Origin of the sequence: Asaia siamensis (genome assembly GCF_014635085.1) — a bacterium.
Lineage (GTDB): Bacteria > Pseudomonadota > Alphaproteobacteria > Acetobacterales > Acetobacteraceae > Asaia > Asaia siamensis.
Genome location: NZ_BMCH01000002.1, coordinates 70,911 through 90,174, shown reverse-complemented (window position 1 = coordinate 90,174; position 19,264 = coordinate 70,911). Strand labels below are relative to the sequence as shown.

The following is a 19,264-nucleotide window of genomic DNA, read 5'->3' as shown; positions in this document are numbered from 1 at the left end:
ACGCCGACATAGCTCAGGGGTAGAGCAACTGATTCGTAATCAGTAGGTCCTCGGTTCAATTCCGAGTGTCGGCACCACTTTCCCGTTGCATCATCCCGCCTTGTGGATCGCCCTCGTGCTTCGACGCCCGAGCACCCAGCCTGCGACACAGTATAACGCCAGAAACCCGAGCGGGATCCAGTCGCCTCTCAGGCTTTGTGCGACCAGATCACTCAGCACAGTGGTCAGATTGACCAGACAGGTCACGATCGCCAGCACGGGCACAATACCGATCCAGAGAGTCCCGACGCGCAGACCGGGCAAAGGCACGCGAAAACGCGCCGGAGCGCGTGTGGCATCGCCACGCAGCTTCATGACCGCCACTGCAATCACGACAAAGCCGATCATGGTGCCGATACTGACCAGATCGGCCAGAAGCGCGATGGGCAGCAGAGCCGCGGTCAGGGCTGTGAGCGCCGTCGTCATGGCAATCGCCAGAACCGGTGCGCCGCTTTTCGGATCGACCAGACTGAACCGTTCACTGATCAGCCTGTCATGAGCCAGGATATGGCAGAGCCGTGACTGACCATAGAGACTGACGAACAGCACAGACCCCAGACCGATCACCGATCCGAATTGCAGAACGAATCCCAGAGACGGCATGGCGAGGGCCTGCACGGCAAGGGCGACAGGGCTTGCGACATCGAGCGCGCGAAACGGCACCAGCCCGGTCATGACCAGCGACACCATCACATAAAGTACCGCACTGATCGCCAGCGCACCGATCAGACCGAACGGCACATCACGTCCGGGATTGCGCGCCTCCGATGCGGCAATAGAGATCGAGTCAAACCCGAGATAGGCAAAGGACACAACCGCGACGGCACGCAGCAGACCCGCCGGACCGAAATGGAACCCGCCCTCGGATTGCGGCAGGAAAGGATGCCACAGAGCAGGCCTGACATGGCTCCAGCCCACGGAGACAAAAACGACGAGAACGGCCAGTTTGAGCAGAACGAAAGCGCCATTCGCCCGGCTCGCCTGACGAATGCCCCGAGACAGGATCAGACCGAGCACAAGAACCAGACAGAGCGAGACCGCATTGATCTGGCCAGCCAGATGGAAACCCCCGTCATGCCAGATGACCGTCGAATTGGTTGCAGCACCAGGCAGGGTCAGGCCACAGGATGCCAGCAGGCCGGAAAGATAGCCGGTCAGGCCAACCGACACGGCCGAGCCAGCCAGAGCATATTCAAGCACCAGCATCCAGGCGACCCACCACGCAGGGCCAATGCCCAGAATAACGCGCGAATAGCCATAGGCCCCCCCCATGGCTTCAGGCAGGGCAGAAGCAAGCTCGGCATAGCACAGGCCAATAAAGCCGCAGCTTATGGCAGCCAGAACGAATGAGAGGGAGACGGCAGGCCCGGCATAATGGGCGGCGGCAATACCGGGCAGAACATAGATACCGGCACCGACCACACTGCCGATACCCATCATCAACAGGCTGAACGGCCCGAGCTGACGATGCAGGATGCGAGACTGGCCTTCAGCCGCCATGATGCCGTTTTCCTCAAGAGCTTGAACAAAAGGAAGCGTGACGCGCTCCCTGTCGCAAGGCAAGCCCACAAGCCCGGCAAACGACAGCTGACGCCGTCAGAACATCATGTTGACGGCAATCTGTGGCGAAACGGTCAGACTGGTATTGTGGCCTGCAAAAAAGGTCGAGGCGCCTGCAATCACACCAAAGCGTGGTGACCAGCTGTATTCGAGGGCTGGCGCCACCATCCAGTCGCCTGACGAGGCCCCGATACGGTCAATGCGTCGTCCGTCACGATAGGAGCCCCAGACCCGCGACCCGTTGGACCAGTCGCGCACCATATCGACCGCCAGCACGAGACGCTGGTTGAAACCGAACTCGAGTGAAAAGCCGGTCTGACCGTTCATGCCGGGGCGCCCGCGCCCGACAAAGCCCTTGGTCGTGCCATAACTCGTCATGTCCTGCAGCTGTGCGGAAGAGACCGCACGCCGGAACGTGCCCCACATGCGCAGACGCAGCGTGTAGTCATGGGGCAGTTCATAGGTCGATTGCTCGACCAGGGCCGTACGAAAGACATAGGCGCCATTACCCACACCATCCTGGCTGCGGCCAAGCTGCGAGTAATCGCCTGTCGGCATGAGCATGCCGACAAAAAGGCTCATGACCGGAATATAGCGTTTGGGATCAGGATCGAGGAAGCGCCACAGGAAATCGACCGGCATGTCGCCGAATTTGAGCCCGCTCGTATTGCCGTCATGTTTCTTCCAGCCATAGCTGATCGCGGGGAAGATCTGGATACTGATATGATCGGTCAGACCATATTTCACCATGGTCGAGTTGCTGATGGTTCTCTGTCCACCATCCATCGGCGCACTCGAGCCGTTGGCCCCGAGATAATCGACTGCCTGATTATAGGTGAGATACGGTTCGATCCCGAGCACACCCGCCTTGAACTGCGGACCAGATGGCGAGATGAGCGAGCCAGTATACCATTGCTCGCGTTTAGGTTGCGGCTCGTCATCAGAGGCACGCGCCGAAATCGTCATGCAAAAAGCAAAAGCGATCACGAATAAGCGAGGTAATCCAGACAAGACTGGACGACTTATTTTTGCAAAAGTGGGATTTTGTCTCAAAATTACGCCGTGCTGTTCTTTTGTTTCTTCGCAACGGTTTAATTTCTTATTTTATGAACGCAACCGTTATCCCGGCGGTATTTTCTGCACAGGGAGACAGGTTCATTAACAGGCAAGGGTTATACAGGAACCGCCTCACGCAAAAGTGAGAAAGTAATCACTGCAACTCATTTTTCTGTATTCGATTTTATTCTGGATTTCGGAAGCGCTGCTCCAGACAAATGAAAGTCTTGTCTGGAGCGGGCGATGGGATTCGAACCCACGACCCCAACCTTGGCAAGGTTGTGCTCTACCCCTGAGCTACGCCCGCGTTCCGTTGGACGGGTTAATATTGCCTACAGCGTTATGGCGCAAGAGGGTTTTTTCAAAAAACGCGTTTTTTTTCACTTTCCCTGCGTCAGGCCCTGTCGGACTTGCTTCCTAAGGGCTTCAGAACAATCTTGTAGCCAAGCTTACCGGGCGGCAAAGCCCCTCACCGGCATCGCCTTAGAACAGAGAGATTCCATGGATTACATCATCGGGCAGAACCCTCCCCAGCCGCAGGGTGTAACGGGCGCCCCCCAGAATGCTGGCGCCATGATCGTCGATGCCGACCAGCGCAGCTTCATGCCAGAAGTGCTGGAGGCCAGCCGCCAGCTTCCGGTACTGGTCGATTTCTGGGCCCCCTGGTGCGGGCCATGCAAACAGCTCACGCCCATTCTTGAACGCGCCGTCACGGCGGCTGGCGGCCGGGTCAAGCTGGTCAAGGTCGATGTCGAAGCCAATGCGGCGCTGGCTGCACAGCTCGGACAGATCGGCCTGCCCATTCAGTCGATCCCGCTGGTCGCTGCTTTCTACAAGGGACAGATTCTCGACATCATGCAGGGCGCCCAGCCTGAGAGCGAAGTGCGTCGCTTCATAGAGCAGGTCCTCAAGGCGACAGGCGCCACCATGCCAAGCGCCGATCTGCTTGCTGCCGCTAATGCTGCCCTGCAGGACGGCGAGGCGGCAGAAGCGGCCAGTCTCTATGCGTCACTGCTGGAAATGGAACCAGAGAACCCCGAAGGCTGGGGAGGCATGATCCGTGCCCTGATCGCTCTCGATGACGATGAAGGTGCCGATGAAGCCCTGAGTCAGGTGCCGCCCAAGCTGGCAGAGCACCCCAGCGTCTCCGGTGCCCGCTCTGCTCTGGCCCTTCACAAGGAAAGCCGTCAGGCTGCCTCGGCTCTGGACGGGCTTCGCGCTGAATGTGCCGCCGCGCCTGATGACCTCGCCCTGCGCTTTCGTCTTGCGGGTGCGCTGAACGGCGCGGGTGACAAGGCGGAAGCTGCCGACACATTGCTGTCGATCCTGCGCCAGGACCGTGAATGGAATGAAGGTGCCGCCAAGGCCGAACTGTTGCGCTTCTTCGAAGCTTGGGGAAACAGCGACCCGGCAACACTTCCGGCCCGTCGCAAGCTCTCCGCCCTGCTCTTTTCCTGAGCCTTCTCCGGCCCTATCACAGATCAGGGCCGGATTTCCCCAGGCGAGGCGTCATGTTTCATGAACAGACGCCCCGGCGATACGGCCTCTCAACATTTCAGGATTTCGAACATGGCTCAGGATCTCGACCCACGCCTTCTCTCCATGCTGGTTTGCCCGGTCACCAAAGAAGCGCTGGTCTATGACCGCGATGCGCAGGAACTCATCAGCAAGGGGGCCGGGCTGGCCTATCCCGTTCGCGACGGCATTCCGGTGATGCTGCCAGAAGAAGCACGTCATATTTCGGACTGACAGGCAGATTTGCAGGCGCGACCCCACAAGGGGTCAGCGCAGGACGAACAGGGCCGTGTCCAGCGTGAAACTGCCATCTTCGTCGATTTCCAGCATTTCCCTGACGGAGGGGCTGGTCGCACGCTGCAGAGAAAGAATGGCCTGCTGATGCAGGTCTGGCGTTTTCGTGCGCGCTACCCAGGGTACAAAATCGAGGCGCAACCGCCTGTTGGTGACGGCCTCGACCTGAAAACCGGCAGCGGCAAGCAGACGGCACCACTCCGATACCTTGTAATTGCGCATGTGAGACGGGTCGCGCAGCGTTTCTATGGTCTGCAGCACCGAATCGGCCATGGCATTTTCCGGGGCGACCGTATCGACCAGAATCCCTGTGCCGCCGTGACGCAGGACCCGCCTCCATTCACTCAGCCCCGTTTCCAGATCGGCCCAGTGATGCGCACTGAAGCGACTCAGAACAGCATCGAACGATGAAGCAGCAAATGGCAGGCTCTCGGCATAACCGCAAACCGGGCTCAGCTGGACAAGGCCACGCTTGTGCGCTTCTTCCTGCACCGCCCGCGCCATGCTGCGTGTCGGGTCATACGCCACAACCCGATCGACATGCGGCGCGACAGCGTAGCTGACATGCCCTCCCCCACAACCGAGATCGAGAACAACGCGCGCCTCTGATGCTTTCACGAGAGCGGCTATATGATCCAGATCTGCACCCGCGGCATGGACTGCACTCTGCACGTAATCGCGTGCACGCGGGTCATATTGCCCGGTCACGAACTCACTCATGCCCCGCATCCTTCTTGCCGTAAGAGACTTCTGCGTCAGGCACCGCATATTGCGGCTTGACCTCACTGGTGACCGTCTCTGTTGCAAGCCCCGGCAGTATTGGCGGGCCAGACTGCCCGTCCATACCCGGAATGGCGATGGGCAACGAGGCATAGGCACGGGCCATACGGTCGTGATGGGGCGGTCGCCCTGGCGGATGGCCGGGCGGGCCGTTGACAGCCAGATCAGGCCTGGGCGGGCCGAACGTCTCTGCCGCGCAGCCGGTAAGAACCGTCATCAAGAAGAGAAGCGAAAAGGCACGCATGCAATGAGTTGTATCAACCCCACTCACGCGCGGCAATTGACGGATGGGCGCCGCTGCGGCAGGCAGGGCGAATTGTCTCAAGGAGAGAGTTTCGTGTTCGATGGATCGCTTGCCTCACCCCGTGGTCGCCGCAGGGCGTGGATCGACAGCCTGTTTGTCGATCATGCGATCTTTCGCCTACCCTGGACCAATCTGGCAACTGTGGTGCCGGGCAAGGTCTATCGCTGCAATCACCCGACGCCGGCAAGGCTCGCGCGTCTGAAGCGCCGCCTGGGACTGCATACGCTGGTCAATCTGCGCGGTCATCGGCGCTGTGGCTCCGACGCGCTTTCTCGCGATGCTGCACAGAACCTTGGTCTTGCCCATATCGACATGGCCTTTGAAAGCCGTGGCGCCCCTCATCGCGATCGCATCTTGCGCTTTGCCGGGCTTTATAAATCCATCGACATGCCAATGCTCATGCATTGCAAGTCGGGTGCCGATCGCGCCGGTCTGGCCTCTGCTCTGGTCATTCTCTTTGAGGGAGGCTCTGCAGCCGAGGCGCTCAGGCAGCTCCATTGGCGTTTTGGCCATTTCAATCGCGCCCGTACCGGCATTCTGGACGCCTTCGTTCTGCGCTATCAGAGGCAGGCTGAAGGTCGAGTTCCGTTTCTCGACTGGGTCGAGCACGAATATGACGAGGTTCAGCTCAAGCAGGATTTCGTGGCCGGCAAACTGGCATCTTTTCTTACGGATCAGGTTCTGCGTCGGGAATAGAACCTGCCGGGCGCACGCCCTATTCGGGCGAGGCCATGCTTTTCACGAGATTAACGAGCTGTCGCCTGACACGCTCGTCGGAAATGCGTTGAAACGCCCGGAGAAGCTCCAACGATGACTCGTCAAGATCAGAGCCTTTCGCCGCAAAACGCGATGCATCACGCCCCATCTCGCTTCCTTTGCCATTGAAGCCTGGCGGCACCTCGGAGAACCCCGCGCCCTGCGGAGAAAATCCCGGGTTCGACGGCCTGACACCTGCTAGATCATCAAAAAAGAACCCTATCGGCACGTTCAATACGCGCGACATCTCGTAGAGACGGCTGGCACCAACCTTGTTGGCACCACGCTCGTATTTCTGCACCTGCTGGAAGGTCAATCCAAGTGCTGCGCCAAGCTTCTCCTGAGAGATACCCAGAAGAGTCCGTCGAAGCCGAATACGCGCTCCCACAAGGGCGTCTATCGGACCAGCGGCCGAAGCGCTTTTCGTGGTATTACTCATACACAAGGACTCATACTGGGGTTAATCACAGGTGCCAATCGTAATCCATTAACCTTTTATTATCTATCTTCGCTGGCGCCCAAGGAAAACAGCCAGAAAAACCCCAAAAGCACAGAGAACTAGCGGCAGATTCCTTCCATAGCGGGCAAAGATGGTCGGTGGCTGAGGCGAAGGTAAGGCAATGACCAGACTGTCTGCATGCCCCCAGGACAGACGACCCAGTTCGTGACCCGAAGCATCGAATGCCGCGGTGATACCCATATTTGCCGCCTGAGCGACCGGAAGCCCCTCTTCGACGGCGCGCATTCTGGCCGTGGCGAGATGCTGGCGCGGTCCGGCACTATTGCCGAACCACGCATCGTTGGTGACATTGGCCAGCCAGCTGGGTCGGCTTGGCCCGATGACATGCCCAGAGAAAATAATCTCGTAGCACACCATGGGGCCCACTTGCCCCAGAGCAGGAAGGGACCAGGTTGCGAGGCCGCGACCGGGTGTCAGTTGGTCAGGAAGAAGGTTGAACGGAATGAAGCGCGGCTGGTACTCACCAAACGGAACGAGTGTCGCCTTGTCATAGACCGCTGCAATCTTGCCGCTCTCGTCCAGCGCCATGACACTGTTGTAAAAGCGGTTCTGGGTATCGCGCCGATCAGACCCGATCATGCCCCACGCACCGTCTGCGGCCTGCGCGATCAGCCGACGCGCGGCTTCATCCTCATCCAGCAGCCCTGGAAATCCGGATTCAGGCCAGAGATAGACGACGCTGCGATCCGCGGCCAATTCACGCGCCCGGGCGACCCCTTCATTCGTCAGACGCAGATAGAGCCTGAACGCATCCAGCGCTCCCGAACGCGAGAGAATATCACGTTCCTGCACATTGCCCTGCAGCAGGGCGACCACCGGATTGGTTACCGGAAGCAGGGTCGGATGAGAGAGGCGATACCAGCCTGCCCCGATCCATGCGGCATAGAAGATGCCTAGAAAAATACGCGCCCGGCGGGAGTGCCACACGAGGAGACCGGTGAGAACAGCGAGAAAACTCAACCCGTCGACGCCGATATAGGCCGCAGGCTGGATCAGGATGTCTCCTGCCAGACCGGGAAGCTCGAAAACGCTGCCTGTCGGGTTCCAGGGGAAGCCTGTGAAGATAAAGACACGTGCCATGTCGGCGAGTGTCCAGAGCGCTGCAAGCAGAATCATTCTGGACAGACCGGAAGGCGCCAGACGACACAGCAGGACGGGCACCACGGTAAGCGGAGCCAGAATCAGGGCACATCCGGGCGCAGCGATAGGCACGGCCCACCAGAACTCATGGGCGCGGGTCAGGATGGCATTGGTCAGCCAGGAAAGCGCCAGGGTATGGTAGCCAAGGCCGAAGAAGAAGGCGTGGAGAGCCAGCTGTCGGGCGCTCGACGCATCCTGGGTGCAGCGATAAAGGTAGAGAAGCCCGAGTGCCAGTGCCGGCAGAAAAAAGAGGGGCGGAAGCGCCAGGGCTGCAAACGCCCCGACGAGAAGATCAGCCAGAATCATTTTCCCGGTGGAAAATGGAAGCCGGCTCGGCGGGAAAGGAGAATTCCAGAGCCGGTAAGTCACAGTTTGCTCCTGGTTTTATTCGAGAGCGTCCCTCAAGCGACGCTCATAGTGACGGTAATATTTGTCCGCCAGAAGCTCGCTTTTGACGAGAACGGCAACATCCGTCGTGTTGAATTGCTCATCGACGACAGCGCCGTCACCAATGAAACCACCCAGACGCAGATACCCCTTGATGAGAGGCGGCAATCTGGAGAGACATTTACGGTGATCAAGCAGATGCGGATCACTGCGCTGCATATCGACATAACGATCTGGCAGGGCACGGATACGCAGCGCCGGAGGCGCCAGATGGTTATGATAGAGATAGGTCAGTTCGTCTGCCATCAACTCCGGATTGGTACCGGGCAGACTGGCACAGCCGAACAGCACATCGATCCGATGCAGGAAAATGTAGGAGGCGATTCCCCGCCAGAGGAGCTGCATGGCCGAACGACCGCGATAACGCTGATCGACGCAGGAGCGACCAACCTCCAGCAGGCGCCCCGGAAACTCGGTCAGCGGGGAAATATCGTATTCGCTGGACGTGTAGTAACGCCCAAGGAGGGCTGCCTTGTCACTGGTGAGCAGACGATAGGTGCCCACCACACCTTCCGCTCCGGAAGAGACGGCATGGTCGATAACCAGCAGGTGGTCGGCCACTTCATCAAAATCGTCGATATCGCGCTTCAGCCGGGCGGTGCGTTCATCGGCGCGCGCACCCATCTCTTCAAAAAAGACGCGATAGCGCAGCGCCTGCGCTGCCTCGCGCTCGGCATCTGTTGTCGCGATCCTGACACCCAGCTGCCCGCCGCGTAATTCAGGAAAGGCATCCCGCGCCAGATCGAGTGTCGAGAGTGACTGACTGGACGCTCCCGTGCTGTCGCCATCTGTCACCAGAAGGCGAAACATCTCGGCGTGCGAAGGTTTGGCGTTCATCCGTCCTGACCTGTCGGCTCACCTGCCTTCTGCGGCAGGCGGCGACCAAAAAGTTCGAGACGATGAGAAACCAGATCGAAGCCAAGACGACGCGCGAGCCTCTCCATCAGGGCTGCGTGTTCCTCATCCTCAAATTCCACGACATGGCCGGTATCGACGTCGATAAGATGGTAATGGTGCTGGTGACCCGGCTCACTGGCCTCATAGCGTGCGCGACCGCCGCCAAAGTCACGACGCTCGAGAATGCCCTTTTCCTCGAGCAGCCTGACCGTGCGATAGACCGTGGCGATCGAGATCCGGCTATCGAGCTGTGACGCGCGGCGATACAGCTCCTCGACATCGGGGTGATCTTCAGCCTCTGACAGAACGCGCGCGATAACGCGACGCTGCCCTGTCATTTTCAGGCCACGTTCGATGCATAATTGACCGATGCGCGACTCATCCTGAGCCCGCCCGCTTCGCTTTGCGTCAGCTTTCGCTTCAGATACCATGAAATAGGGCGTAGCCGAAAACCGAGCCCTTTGCCAACGTTAAGTGGCAGGCAAAGGGCGGCTTTCTCACCGTCTGTGACCCAGGCCGATCTTGCGGGCAAGATTCGAACGATGGCTGGCGTAATTTGGCGCGACCATCGGATACTCGGGTGGCAGATCCCAGCGCTCACGGTATTGCTGAGGCGTCATATCGTACACTGTCTGCAAATGACGACGCAGTAATTTCAGCTTTTTTCCGTCTTCAAGGCAAATGATGTAATCGGGAAAGACTGATTTCTTGGGAGGGACTGCCGGAGTTGGCTTGACGGTCTCGGGCTTGGTATGGGCAACACTTGAAAGCGTCTGATGCACCGAACGGATCAGGTTTGGTAGATCCTGACCAGCAATTTCGTTATGAGTTACATAAGCGGAAATAATCTGTGTAGTTAGCTTTTGAAGGGTCAAGTTATCCGGATCGTCGGACATGTGAATTCTCCCCAAAGAACGTATTTAAGGAAAGATATACTGATTGGTAAAATGAATTCAAGAAAATATAACAACTATTCGTAAAGTTTAAATATTATGCCGTTAAAAACAATCGACATCCGTGACAAGACCTGCCCCATGACGACGGTTCACGTCAGACTTGCTCTGGATAAAAGCAGTCCCGGTGAAGCATTGGAAATTATTTTACGCGGCGAAGAAACGAGACGGAATGTGGAAATTCTTCTCAGAACACTTGGGCAGAAAAGTGACTGTCAGCCGCTCGGCGAAGATACGATAGCTGATTACCGCGTGACGCTCGTCAAATCGTAGCTCAGGACTGATGCGTCACTCCCGTCGGGATAATACGCCTTTCTGCGCCCGCACAGAATGAAGCCGTGCTTCAGATAAAGTGCCTTCGCCGCATCATTCCTGACTGAGACCTCGAGAAAAAGGGTGGTCACGTCGCGCGCTCTGAGCGCCGCGCAGCCTGCGACCAGCAGTTGCGCTGCCAGGTTTTTCCTTCGATATCGGGGGTGAACACCCAGAGTCAGAATTTCGGCTTCGTCGGCGCTCTGCCGCAGCATCAGCAGCCCGGCTGGATCTTCGCCGACCACAATAACCCACGCCATGATACCGGGGGTCGCAAACAGTCCCGAGAAAGCGTCTTCATTCCAGCGCTCGTCTTCCTCAAAGCAGGCGGAATGCAGATCAGAAAGCAGCAAAGCATGAGAAGGCCCTGCTGGGATGCAGGCTGGGGAACCGGTCAAGGAAGCGGCGCAGGCCGCAGGCCCTGCGCAGGCGGCCTGGCTTCTGGCGCATCGATATACAAGGGCTGCAAAGGACCGCTGGCGGGTATTCGTGATCCGGCTTTGAAGATCAGGGCGATATCAGGCTGCGCCACATCAATACGCCTGAGACCTGCATCCTGGAGCAGGGAAGCCCCGTTCCCGATCACGCAACTGCCCTCTGGCAGGGCAAGGTCGTCAGGAGCACCAGCCCAAAATCTGCCGTCCTGAAACTCGACATAGATCCTGTTCCGCCTTGCCTGCGTCACACAGATACTGTTTTCCCATGCGGGATTGGATCTGAAGCATTGCCCGGTTGTCACGCCATGAAGGGTCGCTCCAAAGCCGAATGCCAGACCATCGGCAAGAGCCAGACTGGCCCGCAGCCCGGTAAATGACCCAGGCCCGGTAACGGCGATGATGCGATGAGGACCCTTTTGCCAACCGAGCGTGCGAAGCAGGTTCTGGCAGGTAGCGGCCAGAGAGGCGGTTGCCCCGACCCCCTCCAGATGTTCCTGGGCGACGCACTCACTCCCGAGAAAAGCCGCCACATCGCCACATGACCCGGCACCAAGCGTGGCGCCATTCAGCACCAGACTGCGCGTTGCACCATCTGCCTGCATCAGAGAACGAGACAGCTCTCGTCAAAGCCCAGACGCATGGCACGCTCGGGCAGAGCCTGGGCATCGGGATAACCGAGCCCGGCTATGAAATTGATCCGCCACCCTGTGTCACCGAGGAAAATCTCTTCCACAGCGTATGAATCGAAACCAGAGAATGGCGCCACGGACAGGCCCAGGGCGCGGGCCGCCAGGATCAGATAGCCTCCCTGAAGGGAGCCATTGCGAAAGGCCGTTTCTTCCGACAAGCCAACATCGGCGGCAAACCAGTTACGCAGATCGGCTTCGCGACTCAGCCTTGGCAAATGCTCGAAGAAAAGTGGGTCGTGGCACACGAGCACCACGACAGGCGCCTGCAGACAGAGCGCGATATTACCGGATGAGAGAGCCGGTCTGAGCCGCTCCTTCATGTCATCGGATGTCAGGAAAACAAAGCGCGCCGGGCAGCAATTGCCTGAAGTCGGTCCGAGCTTGAGCAGGTCATAGAGCGCAACAAGCGTTTCACGCTCGACCGGCAGGTCGGACCAGCCACGCGGCGAGCGCGCGTGGCGGAAGAGTTGATCGAGTGAAGTCTCATCCAGGGGGGCCGTCATGAAGGTCTCTGGATGGGTCTCGCTCACGTCTTCAATCCTCAACCTGTTCGACGGCCACCACTTCAGGAACGTAGTGGCGCAGCATGTTCTCTACACCGTGCTTGAGTGTTGCACGCGAAGAAGGACAGCCCGCACAGGCACCCTGCATCGTCAGGCGCACAACGCCATCACGGTAGCCCCTGAATACGATATCACCACCATCCCCCGCAACGGCAGGGCGAACGCGTGTATCGAGCAATTCGCGAATCTGGGCGACAACAGCCTCATCTTCCGGCGCAATCGCTTCTTCCTGCGTCTCGGCAGCGGCCTCAAGGCTGGGCGCGCCCGACTCGAAATGACTGGTGATGGCGGCAAGAAGCAGCGGCTTGAGCGTGTTCCAGCTGAACTCATCTGTCTTGGTGACAGAGATAAAATCGGCCCCGAGGAAAACGCCACAGACACCGTTCACATCGAACAGCGTCGTCGCCAGGGGAGAGCGCCCCTCTGCTGCCTTGGCCTCGGCAAAATCGGCCGTCCCGCGATGGCCGGTCACGGCGCGACCGGGCAAGAATTTCAAGGTGGCGGGGTTTGGTGTATCCTCGGTCTCGATGAACATCACGACTCTCAATTTGCAGTTGTCGCTGTGAGATGTGCCATCAATCGCGACTACGCAAGTCCCTTATCCCGAATTCAGACCTTTGCGGCACCGAGAGGAAGCGTGATCTGAACGCAAAGCCCGCGACCCGGCACGTTGTGCAGATCAACCTTGCCTCTGGCGCGGCCCACCTCGCGGGTAACGATGGCAAGCCCTAGCCCCATGCCGCCCGTCGCACGAGAGCGCGACCCCTCGACACGATAGAACGCAGAAAGCACCTTTTCGAGTTCGGCTTCGGGAATGCCGGGACCGTCATCGACGACCGATATAATGGCTGCCTGACCCGCGGTTTCGAGCGTGACATGGGCATCGCCACCATAATTGCAGGCATTATCAATGAGATTGGCAAACACACGCTTGATGGCAAGCGGTCGCACCCAGGCCTGACAACGGTCGGGGCCGGTATAGCTCGTCTCCCTGCCCCGATCGCTCTGTGAGTCGAGCAGGGTATTGAGTATGGCCACGAGATCGACCTGCTTGACCGGCTCGGGATCGAGATCGCCAGCCAGATAGGCAAGCACGCCTGTCACCATGGCCTCCATCTCATCGATATCGGCCTCAATGGCTGCCTGTGTTTCCTCGTCGTCCATGAAGCCGGCGCGCAGTCTCAGACGCGCCAGAGGTGTTCGCAGATCATGCGATACGGCGGCCAGAATTTCGGTGCGGTCATTGATAAGGCGACGAATGCGATGCTGCATCTTGTTGATTGCATTGGCCAGACCACGCACTTCTCGCGGCCCACGCTCATCGACCATCGTCCATTGCATGTCATCGGATTTGGCGATGCTATCGGCCACCTCCGCCAGCGCCCTCAGCGGGGTGCTGAGCGACCGCACGATCATGGCTGCTGCAATCGCGACGGCACTGGCCGTAATCGCCGCAGAGGCCAGGCCACCCGTCATATGACGATGCTTCAGAATACCGGGCACATTGAAGACAAGGCGGCTGCCATCAGCCAGCTGCAAGGTGCCGTGGATGCTCGATGAATCGGCGCGATCGGCCCAGACATGAAGATCGGCCCGCGCCAGATCGCGATCATTGGCGATCAGGCTGTCTTCGACATGACGCAGCCGATGCGGCTGATCGCGCTCGAAACTCTGATTGGCTGACCGCCAGGCCACGCTGATTCCGTTGTCTGAAAGCAGCGCCCCCAGCAGCCCGCGCTGGCTGATCGGGGTTGTACGCAACACCCTGAGATCGGTACTCAGCTCTTCGGCAAGCTGGGTAATGCGGCTGTCATCGTCGATATAGGTTTCGGCTTCCTCATAGAAGAACGCACTGGCCACAAAGACGAGAATGACTGCCGCCAACAGCACGACGCTGACACGCCCCACAAGCCCGACAGGCCAGAGACGAATGATGCGGGGCGTGCTGCCCCCTCCCAGGGTGAAAGGCATTTACCCTCAGACGCGCTCGACTTCAGCGACAAAGATATAGCCGAGGCCACGCACCGTACGAATCAACGCGTCAGCATCGGCGCCGAGCTTGCGACGCAGGCGGCTGACCAGAACGTCGATGCTGCGATCTGAAACATCGCCCAGACGTGTGCGCGACAGTTCGAGCAGACGATCACGAGCGATGACACGCTGGGGGTTGTCGAGGAAGCTGATGAGCAGATCATGCTCTGCGCCCGAAATATCGACGACGGCCCCGGACGGGTCGGTCAGTTCGCGACGGCGCAGATCGAGCTTCCAGCCTGCAAACAGGATGGTTTCCTTGCGGGAAACTTCGGTCGGCGCTGCACCCTGGCCGCGGCGCAGGACAGCGCGCACACGGGCAAGAAGCTCGCGCTGGCCGAAGGGCTTAGCCACGTAGTCATCGGCACCGATCTCGAGGCCGAGAACGCGGTCACGCTCTTCACCGCGTGCGGAAACCATGATGATGGGGGTCTGGGCGAGAGGCGATTCGCCCGGATGGTTGGTTCCCTGGCCGTTGCGGATGGCACGGCAGAGTTCAATGCCACTGGTCTTGGGGAGCATCACATCCATCACCAGAAGGTCTACCGGACCGACTGCGAGGGCGTCCCACATCTCATCTCCTGAAGCCACACTGCGAACCCGGAAACCATCGCCCTGAAGGGCGCGCTGGATCAGGGTTCGCATGCCGGGGTCGTCTTCAACGATAAGGATACGAGCCGGCAGGTCAGGAGCTGGAGTTACTGTCGTCATTTATCCCATCGATCATGCTGTGGTAGACGAGATTTGATACAATCTATGTCTACCACGGCGCAAGGACAACCGTTGGGAGCGCGTTTACACGCGCTTTACCTCACTTTGATGGTTTCGTTACAAGAAGCGTCCAAAGCTGAGCCAGATCCGCAGATCCGTGGTCGCCATGGACATCAGCAAAAGTCTTGACGGCGTCGTCCTTGCGACCACCATCCATCTGCGCCATGCCGTATTGAAGCTTGGCTCCTTCCGGCGCGGCCGGTTTTTTGGCCAGGCCTTCACGCATCAACGCAAGACCGGCATCGACCTGACCATTCAGCACCAGGTTATAGCCTGCCGTGAGTGACGGGGCCGCGTTGGGCATCTTGCGGGCCGCATCGGCATCAGCCGCAAGGCTGGCCTTTGTCTCAGCAACACGCTTGACGACCATGGCTTTCAGGCGTGCCTCGCGGGCGGCGCCGGCATCCTTGCCCAGCGCACCAGACGCATAGGCCTGATCCATCAGATTGAGACCGAGCTGGGGCAGACCTGCCTGAACCGCGCGCTCAACCATATCCATATAGTCAGAGGGGTCCTTGAGAACACCGGTCGCCATGCGCAGGCGCTCTAGATTGAACTGCAGCGCATCCGGCATCTGCGGGTCAGCCGCGAGATTATGGATCAGCATCGCCCAGTAATCAGGCTTTGAGTAGAACTTGGCCAGCAGCACATAGGCATGCGTCTCGTTGGCCGAATCCTTCATCTGATGATAGCAGGTCGCCAGGAACTGAAGCTGGTTCTCGCTGGGGACGTGCTTCGCCTTGATTTCGGCGTCGATCTGATCCTGCTGGACACGGGCAGCATTCTTGTAATCCTGCTGCAGGTAATAGGCCTGCACCAGAAGAGCCTGCATCTGCGCATTGGGGCCGGCGATCTTCAGATAGCGCTCGATAGCCGGCACAGCGTGAGCATAATCCTTGGCGTTATACGCCATGGTCGCATTGGCCATGAGCATCTGCTGCTTGGCAGCAGCAGGCGTGCGCGACGAGGCGATGAGAACATCGTAGGCCTTCGACGCAGCCGCCACATCACCCGACGACGCAGCAACAGCCGCGCGCATCTGGGCAATGGTGTATTTCTCGTACTCGGTTTTCCCCGGCAGGGCATCGGCCGCATCAACGGCAGCCATGGCCTTGGCATAGTTTTTCGCACCCAGAGCCGATTGCGCCTCCTGGAGCGGCTTACCAACCTTGGCGCTCAGCTGGTCTTCAGCGTAAGCGGCAGGAGCCACCCAGGCACCGATGACGGGAACGGAAGAGGAAACCGCCAGAAGCGAGCTGGCTGCAAGGAGGGCGCGAGAACAACGGGGAAAACGCACTTACTGTCCTTCCATGAACTGGTCTTGACCAACGATACCGAGCTTGGTGACGCCCAGACGCTGAGCGTCGGCGAGCACGTGAGCTACCGTCTTGTAGTCGGCCAGACGATTGGGGTGAATATGCATTTCAGGCTGATCAGGCTGATTGGCTGCATCCATGAAATGAGCCTGGAGATCGGCCTCGGACGAAATGGGGGCACCATTCCAGCTGATCGAGTTATCGAAATCGATCGCAACCGTGACAACCTTGGGCTCTTCCGTGCTCGGCGGCGGGTTGCCCTGCGGCAGGTCCAGCGCGACCGAATGGGTCTGGAGCGGGATGGTGATGATCAGCATGATGAGCAGCACGAGCATGACGTCAATCAGGGGCGTCGTGTTGATATCGACGATGCCCTCGTCTTCATGCGTGCTGTCGGATCCGACGCTCATGGCCATGAGAGAACTCTCCAACAGGCGGAAAACCGGCAGAGGCCGGATTCTGGAAAAAACGGAGCCGGAAGACCCTGCCCTGTGAGCGGGGTCTTCCTGTAGCTGGGGCCCTGACCGGGATCAGGAGTGAGGCTGCTCGGTGATAAAGTCGATGTGGTAGATGCCAGCTTCCTGGCATGTAGCAACGACCTTGCCGACAGCTTCGTACCGTGCCTTGCCGTCGCCCCGGATCTGGATCTGGGGCTGCGGCTTGATGACTGCGACCTTCTCGAGACGATCGAGCAGATCCTGATGACCGCGCAGAGGAATCTCGTTCCAGTACGCCTGACCATTCGCCGTGACCGCCAGGACAACGTTGCCTGGCTTGGTCTGGGTCGGCTGGTTGGCGTCGCGCGGCAGCTGCACCTTCACGGAATGCGTCGCAACCGGGATGGTGATCAGGAAGATGATGAGAAGAACAAGCATCACGTCGACGAGCGGCGTCGTGTTGATCGCCGAGACGACTTCGTCTTCTTCACCACCCCCACCGACGTTCATTGCCATGATCAGGCAACTCGCGAGCTGGTGGTCGTGGTCGTCGGGCTGTGGTCACCACCGGTCGTCGGCGTTACGCCGTGACGGAAGCCACCCAGCAGAACGGACTGAACGTCGGCGGCGAAGTTGCGCACGCGGTCCATGGCGCCCTTGTTGCGACGAACGAGCAGGTTGTAGCCCAGAACGGCCGGAACAGCGGTAGCAAGACCGATAGCCGTCATGATGAGCGATTCACCAACCGGACCGGCAACCTTGTCGATCGATGCCTGGCCTGCAATGCCGATGGCGGTCAGAGCGTGATAGATACCCCAGACGGTACCGAACAGACCGACGAACGGCGAGGTCGAACCCACGGTGCCGAGGAAGGCCAGGCCGCCCTGCAGACGCGTGTTGATGGTGTCGACCGAACGCTGCACGGACATCGCGGTCCAGCTGTGCAGGTCGATGGCGTCGCGCATCGAGCCTTCATGATGCTCAGCAGCAACGATACCCGTCTCTGCGATGTAGCGGAACGGCGAAGCCGGCTTCAGGGCAGCAGCACCTTCCTGAACGGTCGGCTTGGTCCAGAATTCACGAGCGGCTTCCTTGGAAGCACCAAATACCTTGGCCTGCTCCATGAACTTCGTGACCATGATGATCCAGGTACCTGCGGACATGATCACCATGATGATCAGAACGCTACGGGAAATCACGTCACCGCCGGACCACAGGGCGCCCAGACCGTACGGGTTTTCCTGAGACTTCGGAGCAGCCGTGTCAGCAGCAGCTTCCGGGGCCGGAGCAGCGGCATCGGGAGCCGGAGCGGTAGGGGCTGCGGCGTCAGGAGCCGGTGCACCCGGAGCCGGAGCAGCCGCGTCAGGTGCCGGAGCGCCCGGGGCAGCAGGAGCGGCTGCATCAGGTGCGGGCGCAGCAGGAGCTGCGGCGTCAGGCGCTGCCTGCGGTGCAGCCGGAGCGGGCTGGGCAGCCGGGGCGTCCTGAGCAAGAGCAACGGCCGGCACGACCACACCTTGCGCCACGGCAAGCGTGACTGCCAGGGCCGGGGCGGCGAGAGCGGGAAGGCGGAACAGTCTCGTCATTAACTCCAAATCCTCTGAAAAAGAGCCCCTATCGAGAAGGACTCTGGCAGTGCCGCCCCGTTCTGGGGGGAGCGGCTTGGTTTCTCACTATCCGGGGCGCGGAGGCTGCCTGCCCCCGTCCCCGCCGGGCGGAAAGATCCTGCGGACCCCTCACCCCATTCTCTTTTCCGGTCGGGGGGAAACCCGACCGGTCCGCACTCAGTCGTCGCCCAGGGCAAAATTGATGTGCAGGGTATGGTGATGCTCGACCACGGCCTGACCGTTGGTGACGGCGGGCTGGTAACGGGCCTTGCGAAGGAATTCCATCGCGGCTTCCACGAAGGCGTGGCCACCGGAGGAGTTCAGCACCTGACAGTTGGACGGCTTGCCCGTCGTGTCGATGTCGCAGGCCACTGTCACACTACCCTCACGGTTTTCCTCGAGCATTTCCTCAGGGAAGACAGGCTTCGCACCGTTGATCGGCACAGCGCCAGCGGAGTGGTCAGGAACCGGCGGACCTACAGGCGCGGACGGCGTGGGCGGAGCCGAGACAGTCGCAGGCGGCATTGGTGCCGGCGGCTTCTCATGCGTCACCTGCTTGATCACGTGCTTCTGCGGCGGCGGCTGAATCTGGATCTTCGGCGGCGGAATATACGGCGGCGGCGGCGTCGTCATCTGCGGCGGCGGCGGTGGCGGCGGCGGCGGCGGTGGCTTCTTCGGTTCCGTAATGATCTTCGTCTTGATCGGCGGATGGAACTGTTCGACGATTTTCGAACCCAGACCATTCACCAAGGCGTAGATCACAACGACGTGGAAGAGCACAGCGATTGCGATGCCGACGATGTACTTCGTCGGGCGTCGCTCCTGCTCGGCGTAGTTCATCGG

At 59.6% G+C, this 19,264-nt stretch carries 24 protein-coding genes and 2 tRNA genes; 5 read left to right on the top strand and 21 right to left on the bottom strand.

From position 1 onward, the window contains the following. Positions 1-2: 2 nt before the first annotated feature. Positions 3-77 (top strand) — tRNA-Thr (locus IEV53_RS03935). Between the two features lie 13 nt (positions 78-90). Here the strand turns inward: IEV53_RS03935 and IEV53_RS03930 are convergent. From IEV53_RS03930 to IEV53_RS03920, 3 genes are all read right to left on the bottom strand, one after another. Further along, positions 91-1,539 (bottom strand): APC family permease, encoded by a 1,449-nt coding sequence (locus IEV53_RS03930; protein ID WP_188425506.1) that lies wholly within the window; start codon positions 1,537-1,539, stop codon positions 91-93. A 96-nt stretch (positions 1,540-1,635) separates the two neighbouring features. Beyond that, positions 1,636-2,565: a hypothetical protein gene (locus IEV53_RS03925; RefSeq protein ID WP_188425505.1), complete on the bottom strand. Its 930-nt coding sequence runs from the start codon at positions 2,563-2,565 to the stop codon at positions 1,636-1,638. Positions 2,566-2,887: 322 nt separating this feature from the next. Further along, positions 2,888-2,962: transfer RNA gene (locus IEV53_RS03920), tRNA-Gly, on the bottom strand. Between the two features lie 194 nt (positions 2,963-3,156). Between IEV53_RS03920 and IEV53_RS03915 the strand changes: the two genes are divergently transcribed. Both IEV53_RS03915 and IEV53_RS03910 read left to right on the top strand, forming a co-directional pair. Further along, a complete protein-coding gene (locus IEV53_RS03915) occupies positions 3,157-4,113 on the top strand; it encodes a tetratricopeptide repeat protein (RefSeq protein WP_188425504.1) in 957 nt (318 codons plus the stop codon). 111 nt (positions 4,114-4,224) lie between these two features. Further along, the gene (locus tag IEV53_RS03910) at positions 4,225-4,404 is read left to right on the top strand and encodes a Trm112 family protein (RefSeq protein ID WP_188425828.1); all 180 of its coding nucleotides are present in this window, start codon (positions 4,225-4,227) and stop codon (positions 4,402-4,404) included. Between the two features lie 33 nt (positions 4,405-4,437). Here IEV53_RS03910 and IEV53_RS03905 read toward each other — a convergent pair whose 3' ends face one another. Together IEV53_RS03905 and IEV53_RS03900 are read right to left on the bottom strand one after the other, a co-directional pair. After that, positions 4,438-5,184 (bottom strand): class I SAM-dependent methyltransferase, encoded by a 747-nt coding sequence (locus IEV53_RS03905; RefSeq protein WP_229719541.1) that lies wholly within the window; start codon positions 5,182-5,184, stop codon positions 4,438-4,440. Further along, positions 5,177-5,488, bottom strand: coding sequence for a hypothetical protein (locus IEV53_RS03900; protein WP_188425502.1), 312 nt, complete (start codon positions 5,486-5,488; stop codon positions 5,177-5,179). Before IEV53_RS03900 ends, IEV53_RS03905 begins: the two co-directional genes overlap by 8 nt. Positions 5,489-5,581: 93 nt before the next feature. Here IEV53_RS03900 and IEV53_RS03895 point away from each other — a divergent pair, with 93 nt between their 5' ends. Next, positions 5,582-6,244, top strand: a complete 663-nt coding sequence (locus IEV53_RS03895) for a protein-tyrosine phosphatase family protein (RefSeq protein ID WP_188425501.1) — start codon at positions 5,582-5,584, stop codon at positions 6,242-6,244. A gap of 19 nt (positions 6,245-6,263) precedes the next feature. Here IEV53_RS03895 and IEV53_RS03890 read toward each other — a convergent pair whose 3' ends face one another. The 5 genes from IEV53_RS03890 to IEV53_RS03870 all read right to left on the bottom strand — a co-directional run bounded on the left by IEV53_RS03890 (position 6,264) and on the right by IEV53_RS03870 (position 10,204). Beyond that, positions 6,264-6,743 carry a helix-turn-helix domain-containing protein gene (locus IEV53_RS03890; RefSeq protein WP_188425500.1) on the bottom strand — a complete coding sequence of 160 codons (480 nt, stop codon included), beginning with the start codon at positions 6,741-6,743 and terminating at the stop codon, positions 6,264-6,266. Positions 6,744-6,806: 63 nt separating this feature from the next. After that, complete coding sequence (gene lnt, locus IEV53_RS03885; protein ID WP_188425499.1) at positions 6,807-8,270, bottom strand: apolipoprotein N-acyltransferase; 1,464 nt, start codon at positions 8,268-8,270, stop codon at positions 6,807-6,809. A 78-nt stretch (positions 8,271-8,348) separates the two neighbouring features. Further along, positions 8,349-9,221, bottom strand: coding sequence for a GNAT family N-acetyltransferase (locus IEV53_RS03880; RefSeq protein WP_188425827.1), 873 nt, complete (start codon positions 9,219-9,221; stop codon positions 8,349-8,351). 23 nt (positions 9,222-9,244) lie between these two features. Continuing rightward, positions 9,245-9,739 (bottom strand): Fur family transcriptional regulator, encoded by a 495-nt coding sequence (locus tag IEV53_RS03875; RefSeq protein ID WP_188425498.1) that lies wholly within the window; start codon positions 9,737-9,739, stop codon positions 9,245-9,247. Between the two features lie 66 nt (positions 9,740-9,805). Further along, entirely contained in the window at positions 9,806-10,204 is a 399-nt protein-coding gene (locus tag IEV53_RS03870) for a MucR family transcriptional regulator (protein WP_188425497.1), read from the bottom strand. Positions 10,205-10,300: 96 nt separating this feature from the next. On the opposite strand from IEV53_RS03870, the gene IEV53_RS14935 reads away from it, so the two are divergent. After that, positions 10,301-10,534: a sulfurtransferase TusA family protein gene (locus IEV53_RS14935; protein ID WP_371869826.1), complete on the top strand. Its 234-nt coding sequence runs from the start codon at positions 10,301-10,303 to the stop codon at positions 10,532-10,534. On the opposite strand, the gene IEV53_RS03860 is transcribed toward IEV53_RS14935, so the two are convergent. The 11 genes from IEV53_RS03860 to IEV53_RS03810 all read right to left on the bottom strand — a co-directional run bounded on the left by IEV53_RS03860 (position 10,507) and on the right by IEV53_RS03810 (position 19,261). After that, a complete protein-coding gene (locus tag IEV53_RS03860; RefSeq protein WP_229719540.1) occupies positions 10,507-10,926 on the bottom strand; it encodes a GNAT family N-acetyltransferase in 420 nt (139 codons plus the stop codon). The genes IEV53_RS14935 and IEV53_RS03860 overlap by 28 nt on opposite strands. A 41-nt stretch (positions 10,927-10,967) precedes the next feature. Further along, on the bottom strand, positions 10,968-11,612 hold the full coding sequence (locus tag IEV53_RS03855) for a tRNA threonylcarbamoyladenosine biosynthesis protein TsaB (protein WP_188425495.1): 645 nt from the start codon (positions 11,610-11,612) through the stop codon (positions 10,968-10,970). Further along, positions 11,612-12,202, bottom strand: a complete 591-nt coding sequence (locus IEV53_RS03850) for a malonic semialdehyde reductase (RefSeq protein ID WP_188425825.1) — start codon at positions 12,200-12,202, stop codon at positions 11,612-11,614. Before IEV53_RS03850 ends, IEV53_RS03855 begins: the two co-directional genes overlap by 1 nt. A 31-nt stretch (positions 12,203-12,233) precedes the next feature. After that, a complete protein-coding gene (locus IEV53_RS03845; RefSeq protein ID WP_188425494.1) occupies positions 12,234-12,797 on the bottom strand; it encodes a NifU family protein in 564 nt (187 codons plus the stop codon). Between the two features lie 74 nt (positions 12,798-12,871). Continuing rightward, a complete protein-coding gene (locus IEV53_RS03840) occupies positions 12,872-14,233 on the bottom strand; it encodes an ATP-binding protein (RefSeq protein ID WP_188425493.1) in 1,362 nt (453 codons plus the stop codon). A gap of 6 nt (positions 14,234-14,239) precedes the next feature. After that, positions 14,240-15,004 (bottom strand): response regulator, encoded by a 765-nt coding sequence (locus tag IEV53_RS03835; protein WP_188425492.1) that lies wholly within the window; start codon positions 15,002-15,004, stop codon positions 14,240-14,242. A gap of 100 nt (positions 15,005-15,104) precedes the next feature. Next, positions 15,105-16,361: a hypothetical protein gene (locus IEV53_RS03830; protein WP_229719539.1), complete on the bottom strand. Its 1,257-nt coding sequence runs from the start codon at positions 16,359-16,361 to the stop codon at positions 15,105-15,107. Further along, positions 16,362-16,796 carry an ExbD/TolR family protein gene (locus IEV53_RS03825; protein WP_188425491.1) on the bottom strand — a complete coding sequence of 145 codons (435 nt, stop codon included), beginning with the start codon at positions 16,794-16,796 and terminating at the stop codon, positions 16,362-16,364. Positions 16,797-16,910: 114 nt separating this feature from the next. Further along, positions 16,911-17,333, bottom strand: coding sequence for an ExbD/TolR family protein (locus IEV53_RS03820; protein ID WP_188425490.1), 423 nt, complete (start codon positions 17,331-17,333; stop codon positions 16,911-16,913). A 2-nt stretch (positions 17,334-17,335) separates the two neighbouring features. Next, a complete protein-coding gene (locus IEV53_RS03815; RefSeq protein ID WP_188425489.1) occupies positions 17,336-18,400 on the bottom strand; it encodes a MotA/TolQ/ExbB proton channel family protein in 1,065 nt (354 codons plus the stop codon). Positions 18,401-18,598: 198 nt separating this feature from the next. Continuing rightward, positions 18,599-19,261, bottom strand: coding sequence for an energy transducer TonB (locus IEV53_RS03810; RefSeq protein ID WP_188425488.1), 663 nt, complete (start codon positions 19,259-19,261; stop codon positions 18,599-18,601). Positions 19,262-19,264 lie beyond the last annotated feature (3 nt).

Bases quoted from the DNA above. Each gene is read 5' to 3' on its own strand.
- IEV53_RS03825 (WP_188425491.1), bottom strand. From the start codon at position 16,796: ATGGCCATGAGCGTCGGATCCGACAGCACGCATGAAGACGAGGGCATC.
- IEV53_RS03930 (WP_188425506.1), bottom strand. From the start codon at position 1,539: ATGGCGGCTGAAGGCCAGTCTCGCATCCTGCATCGTCAGCTCGGGCCG.
- IEV53_RS03855 (WP_188425495.1), bottom strand. From the start codon at position 11,612: ATGCAGGCAGATGGTGCAACGCGCAGTCTGGTGCTGAATGGCGCCACG.
- IEV53_RS03815 (WP_188425489.1), bottom strand. From the start codon at position 18,400: ATGACGAGACTGTTCCGCCTTCCCGCTCTCGCCGCCCCGGCCCTGGCA.
- IEV53_RS03890 (WP_188425500.1), bottom strand. From the start codon at position 6,743: ATGAGTAATACCACGAAAAGCGCTTCGGCCGCTGGTCCGATAGACGCC.
- IEV53_RS03915 (WP_188425504.1), top strand. From the start codon at position 3,157: ATGGATTACATCATCGGGCAGAACCCTCCCCAGCCGCAGGGTGTAACG.
- IEV53_RS03840 (WP_188425493.1), bottom strand. From the start codon at position 14,233: ATGCCTTTCACCCTGGGAGGGGGCAGCACGCCCCGCATCATTCGTCTC.
- IEV53_RS03845 (WP_188425494.1), bottom strand. From the start codon at position 12,797: ATGTTCATCGAGACCGAGGATACACCAAACCCCGCCACCTTGAAATTC.
- lnt (WP_188425499.1), bottom strand. From the start codon at position 8,270: ATGATTCTGGCTGATCTTCTCGTCGGGGCGTTTGCAGCCCTGGCGCTT.
- IEV53_RS03850 (WP_188425825.1), bottom strand. From the start codon at position 12,202: ATGACGGCCCCCCTGGATGAGACTTCACTCGATCAACTCTTCCGCCAC.
- IEV53_RS14935 (WP_371869826.1), top strand. From the start codon at position 10,301: ATGCCGTTAAAAACAATCGACATCCGTGACAAGACCTGCCCCATGACG.
- IEV53_RS03910 (WP_188425828.1), top strand. From the start codon at position 4,225: ATGGCTCAGGATCTCGACCCACGCCTTCTCTCCATGCTGGTTTGCCCG.
- IEV53_RS03900 (WP_188425502.1), bottom strand. From the start codon at position 5,488: ATGCGTGCCTTTTCGCTTCTCTTCTTGATGACGGTTCTTACCGGCTGC.
- IEV53_RS03905 (WP_229719541.1), bottom strand. From the start codon at position 5,184: ATGAGTGAGTTCGTGACCGGGCAATATGACCCGCGTGCACGCGATTAC.
- IEV53_RS03870 (WP_188425497.1), bottom strand. From the start codon at position 10,204: ATGTCCGACGATCCGGATAACTTGACCCTTCAAAAGCTAACTACACAG.
- IEV53_RS03810 (WP_188425488.1), bottom strand. From the start codon at position 19,261: ATGAACTACGCCGAGCAGGAGCGACGCCCGACGAAGTACATCGTCGGC.
- IEV53_RS03835 (WP_188425492.1), bottom strand. From the start codon at position 15,004: ATGACGACAGTAACTCCAGCTCCTGACCTGCCGGCTCGTATCCTTATC.
- IEV53_RS03820 (WP_188425490.1), bottom strand. From the start codon at position 17,333: ATGGCAATGAACGTCGGTGGGGGTGGTGAAGAAGACGAAGTCGTCTCG.
- IEV53_RS03925 (WP_188425505.1), bottom strand. From the start codon at position 2,565: ATGACGATTTCGGCGCGTGCCTCTGATGACGAGCCGCAACCTAAACGC.
- IEV53_RS03875 (WP_188425498.1), bottom strand. From the start codon at position 9,739: ATGGTATCTGAAGCGAAAGCTGACGCAAAGCGAAGCGGGCGGGCTCAG.
- IEV53_RS03880 (WP_188425827.1), bottom strand. From the start codon at position 9,221: ATGTTTCGCCTTCTGGTGACAGATGGCGACAGCACGGGAGCGTCCAGT.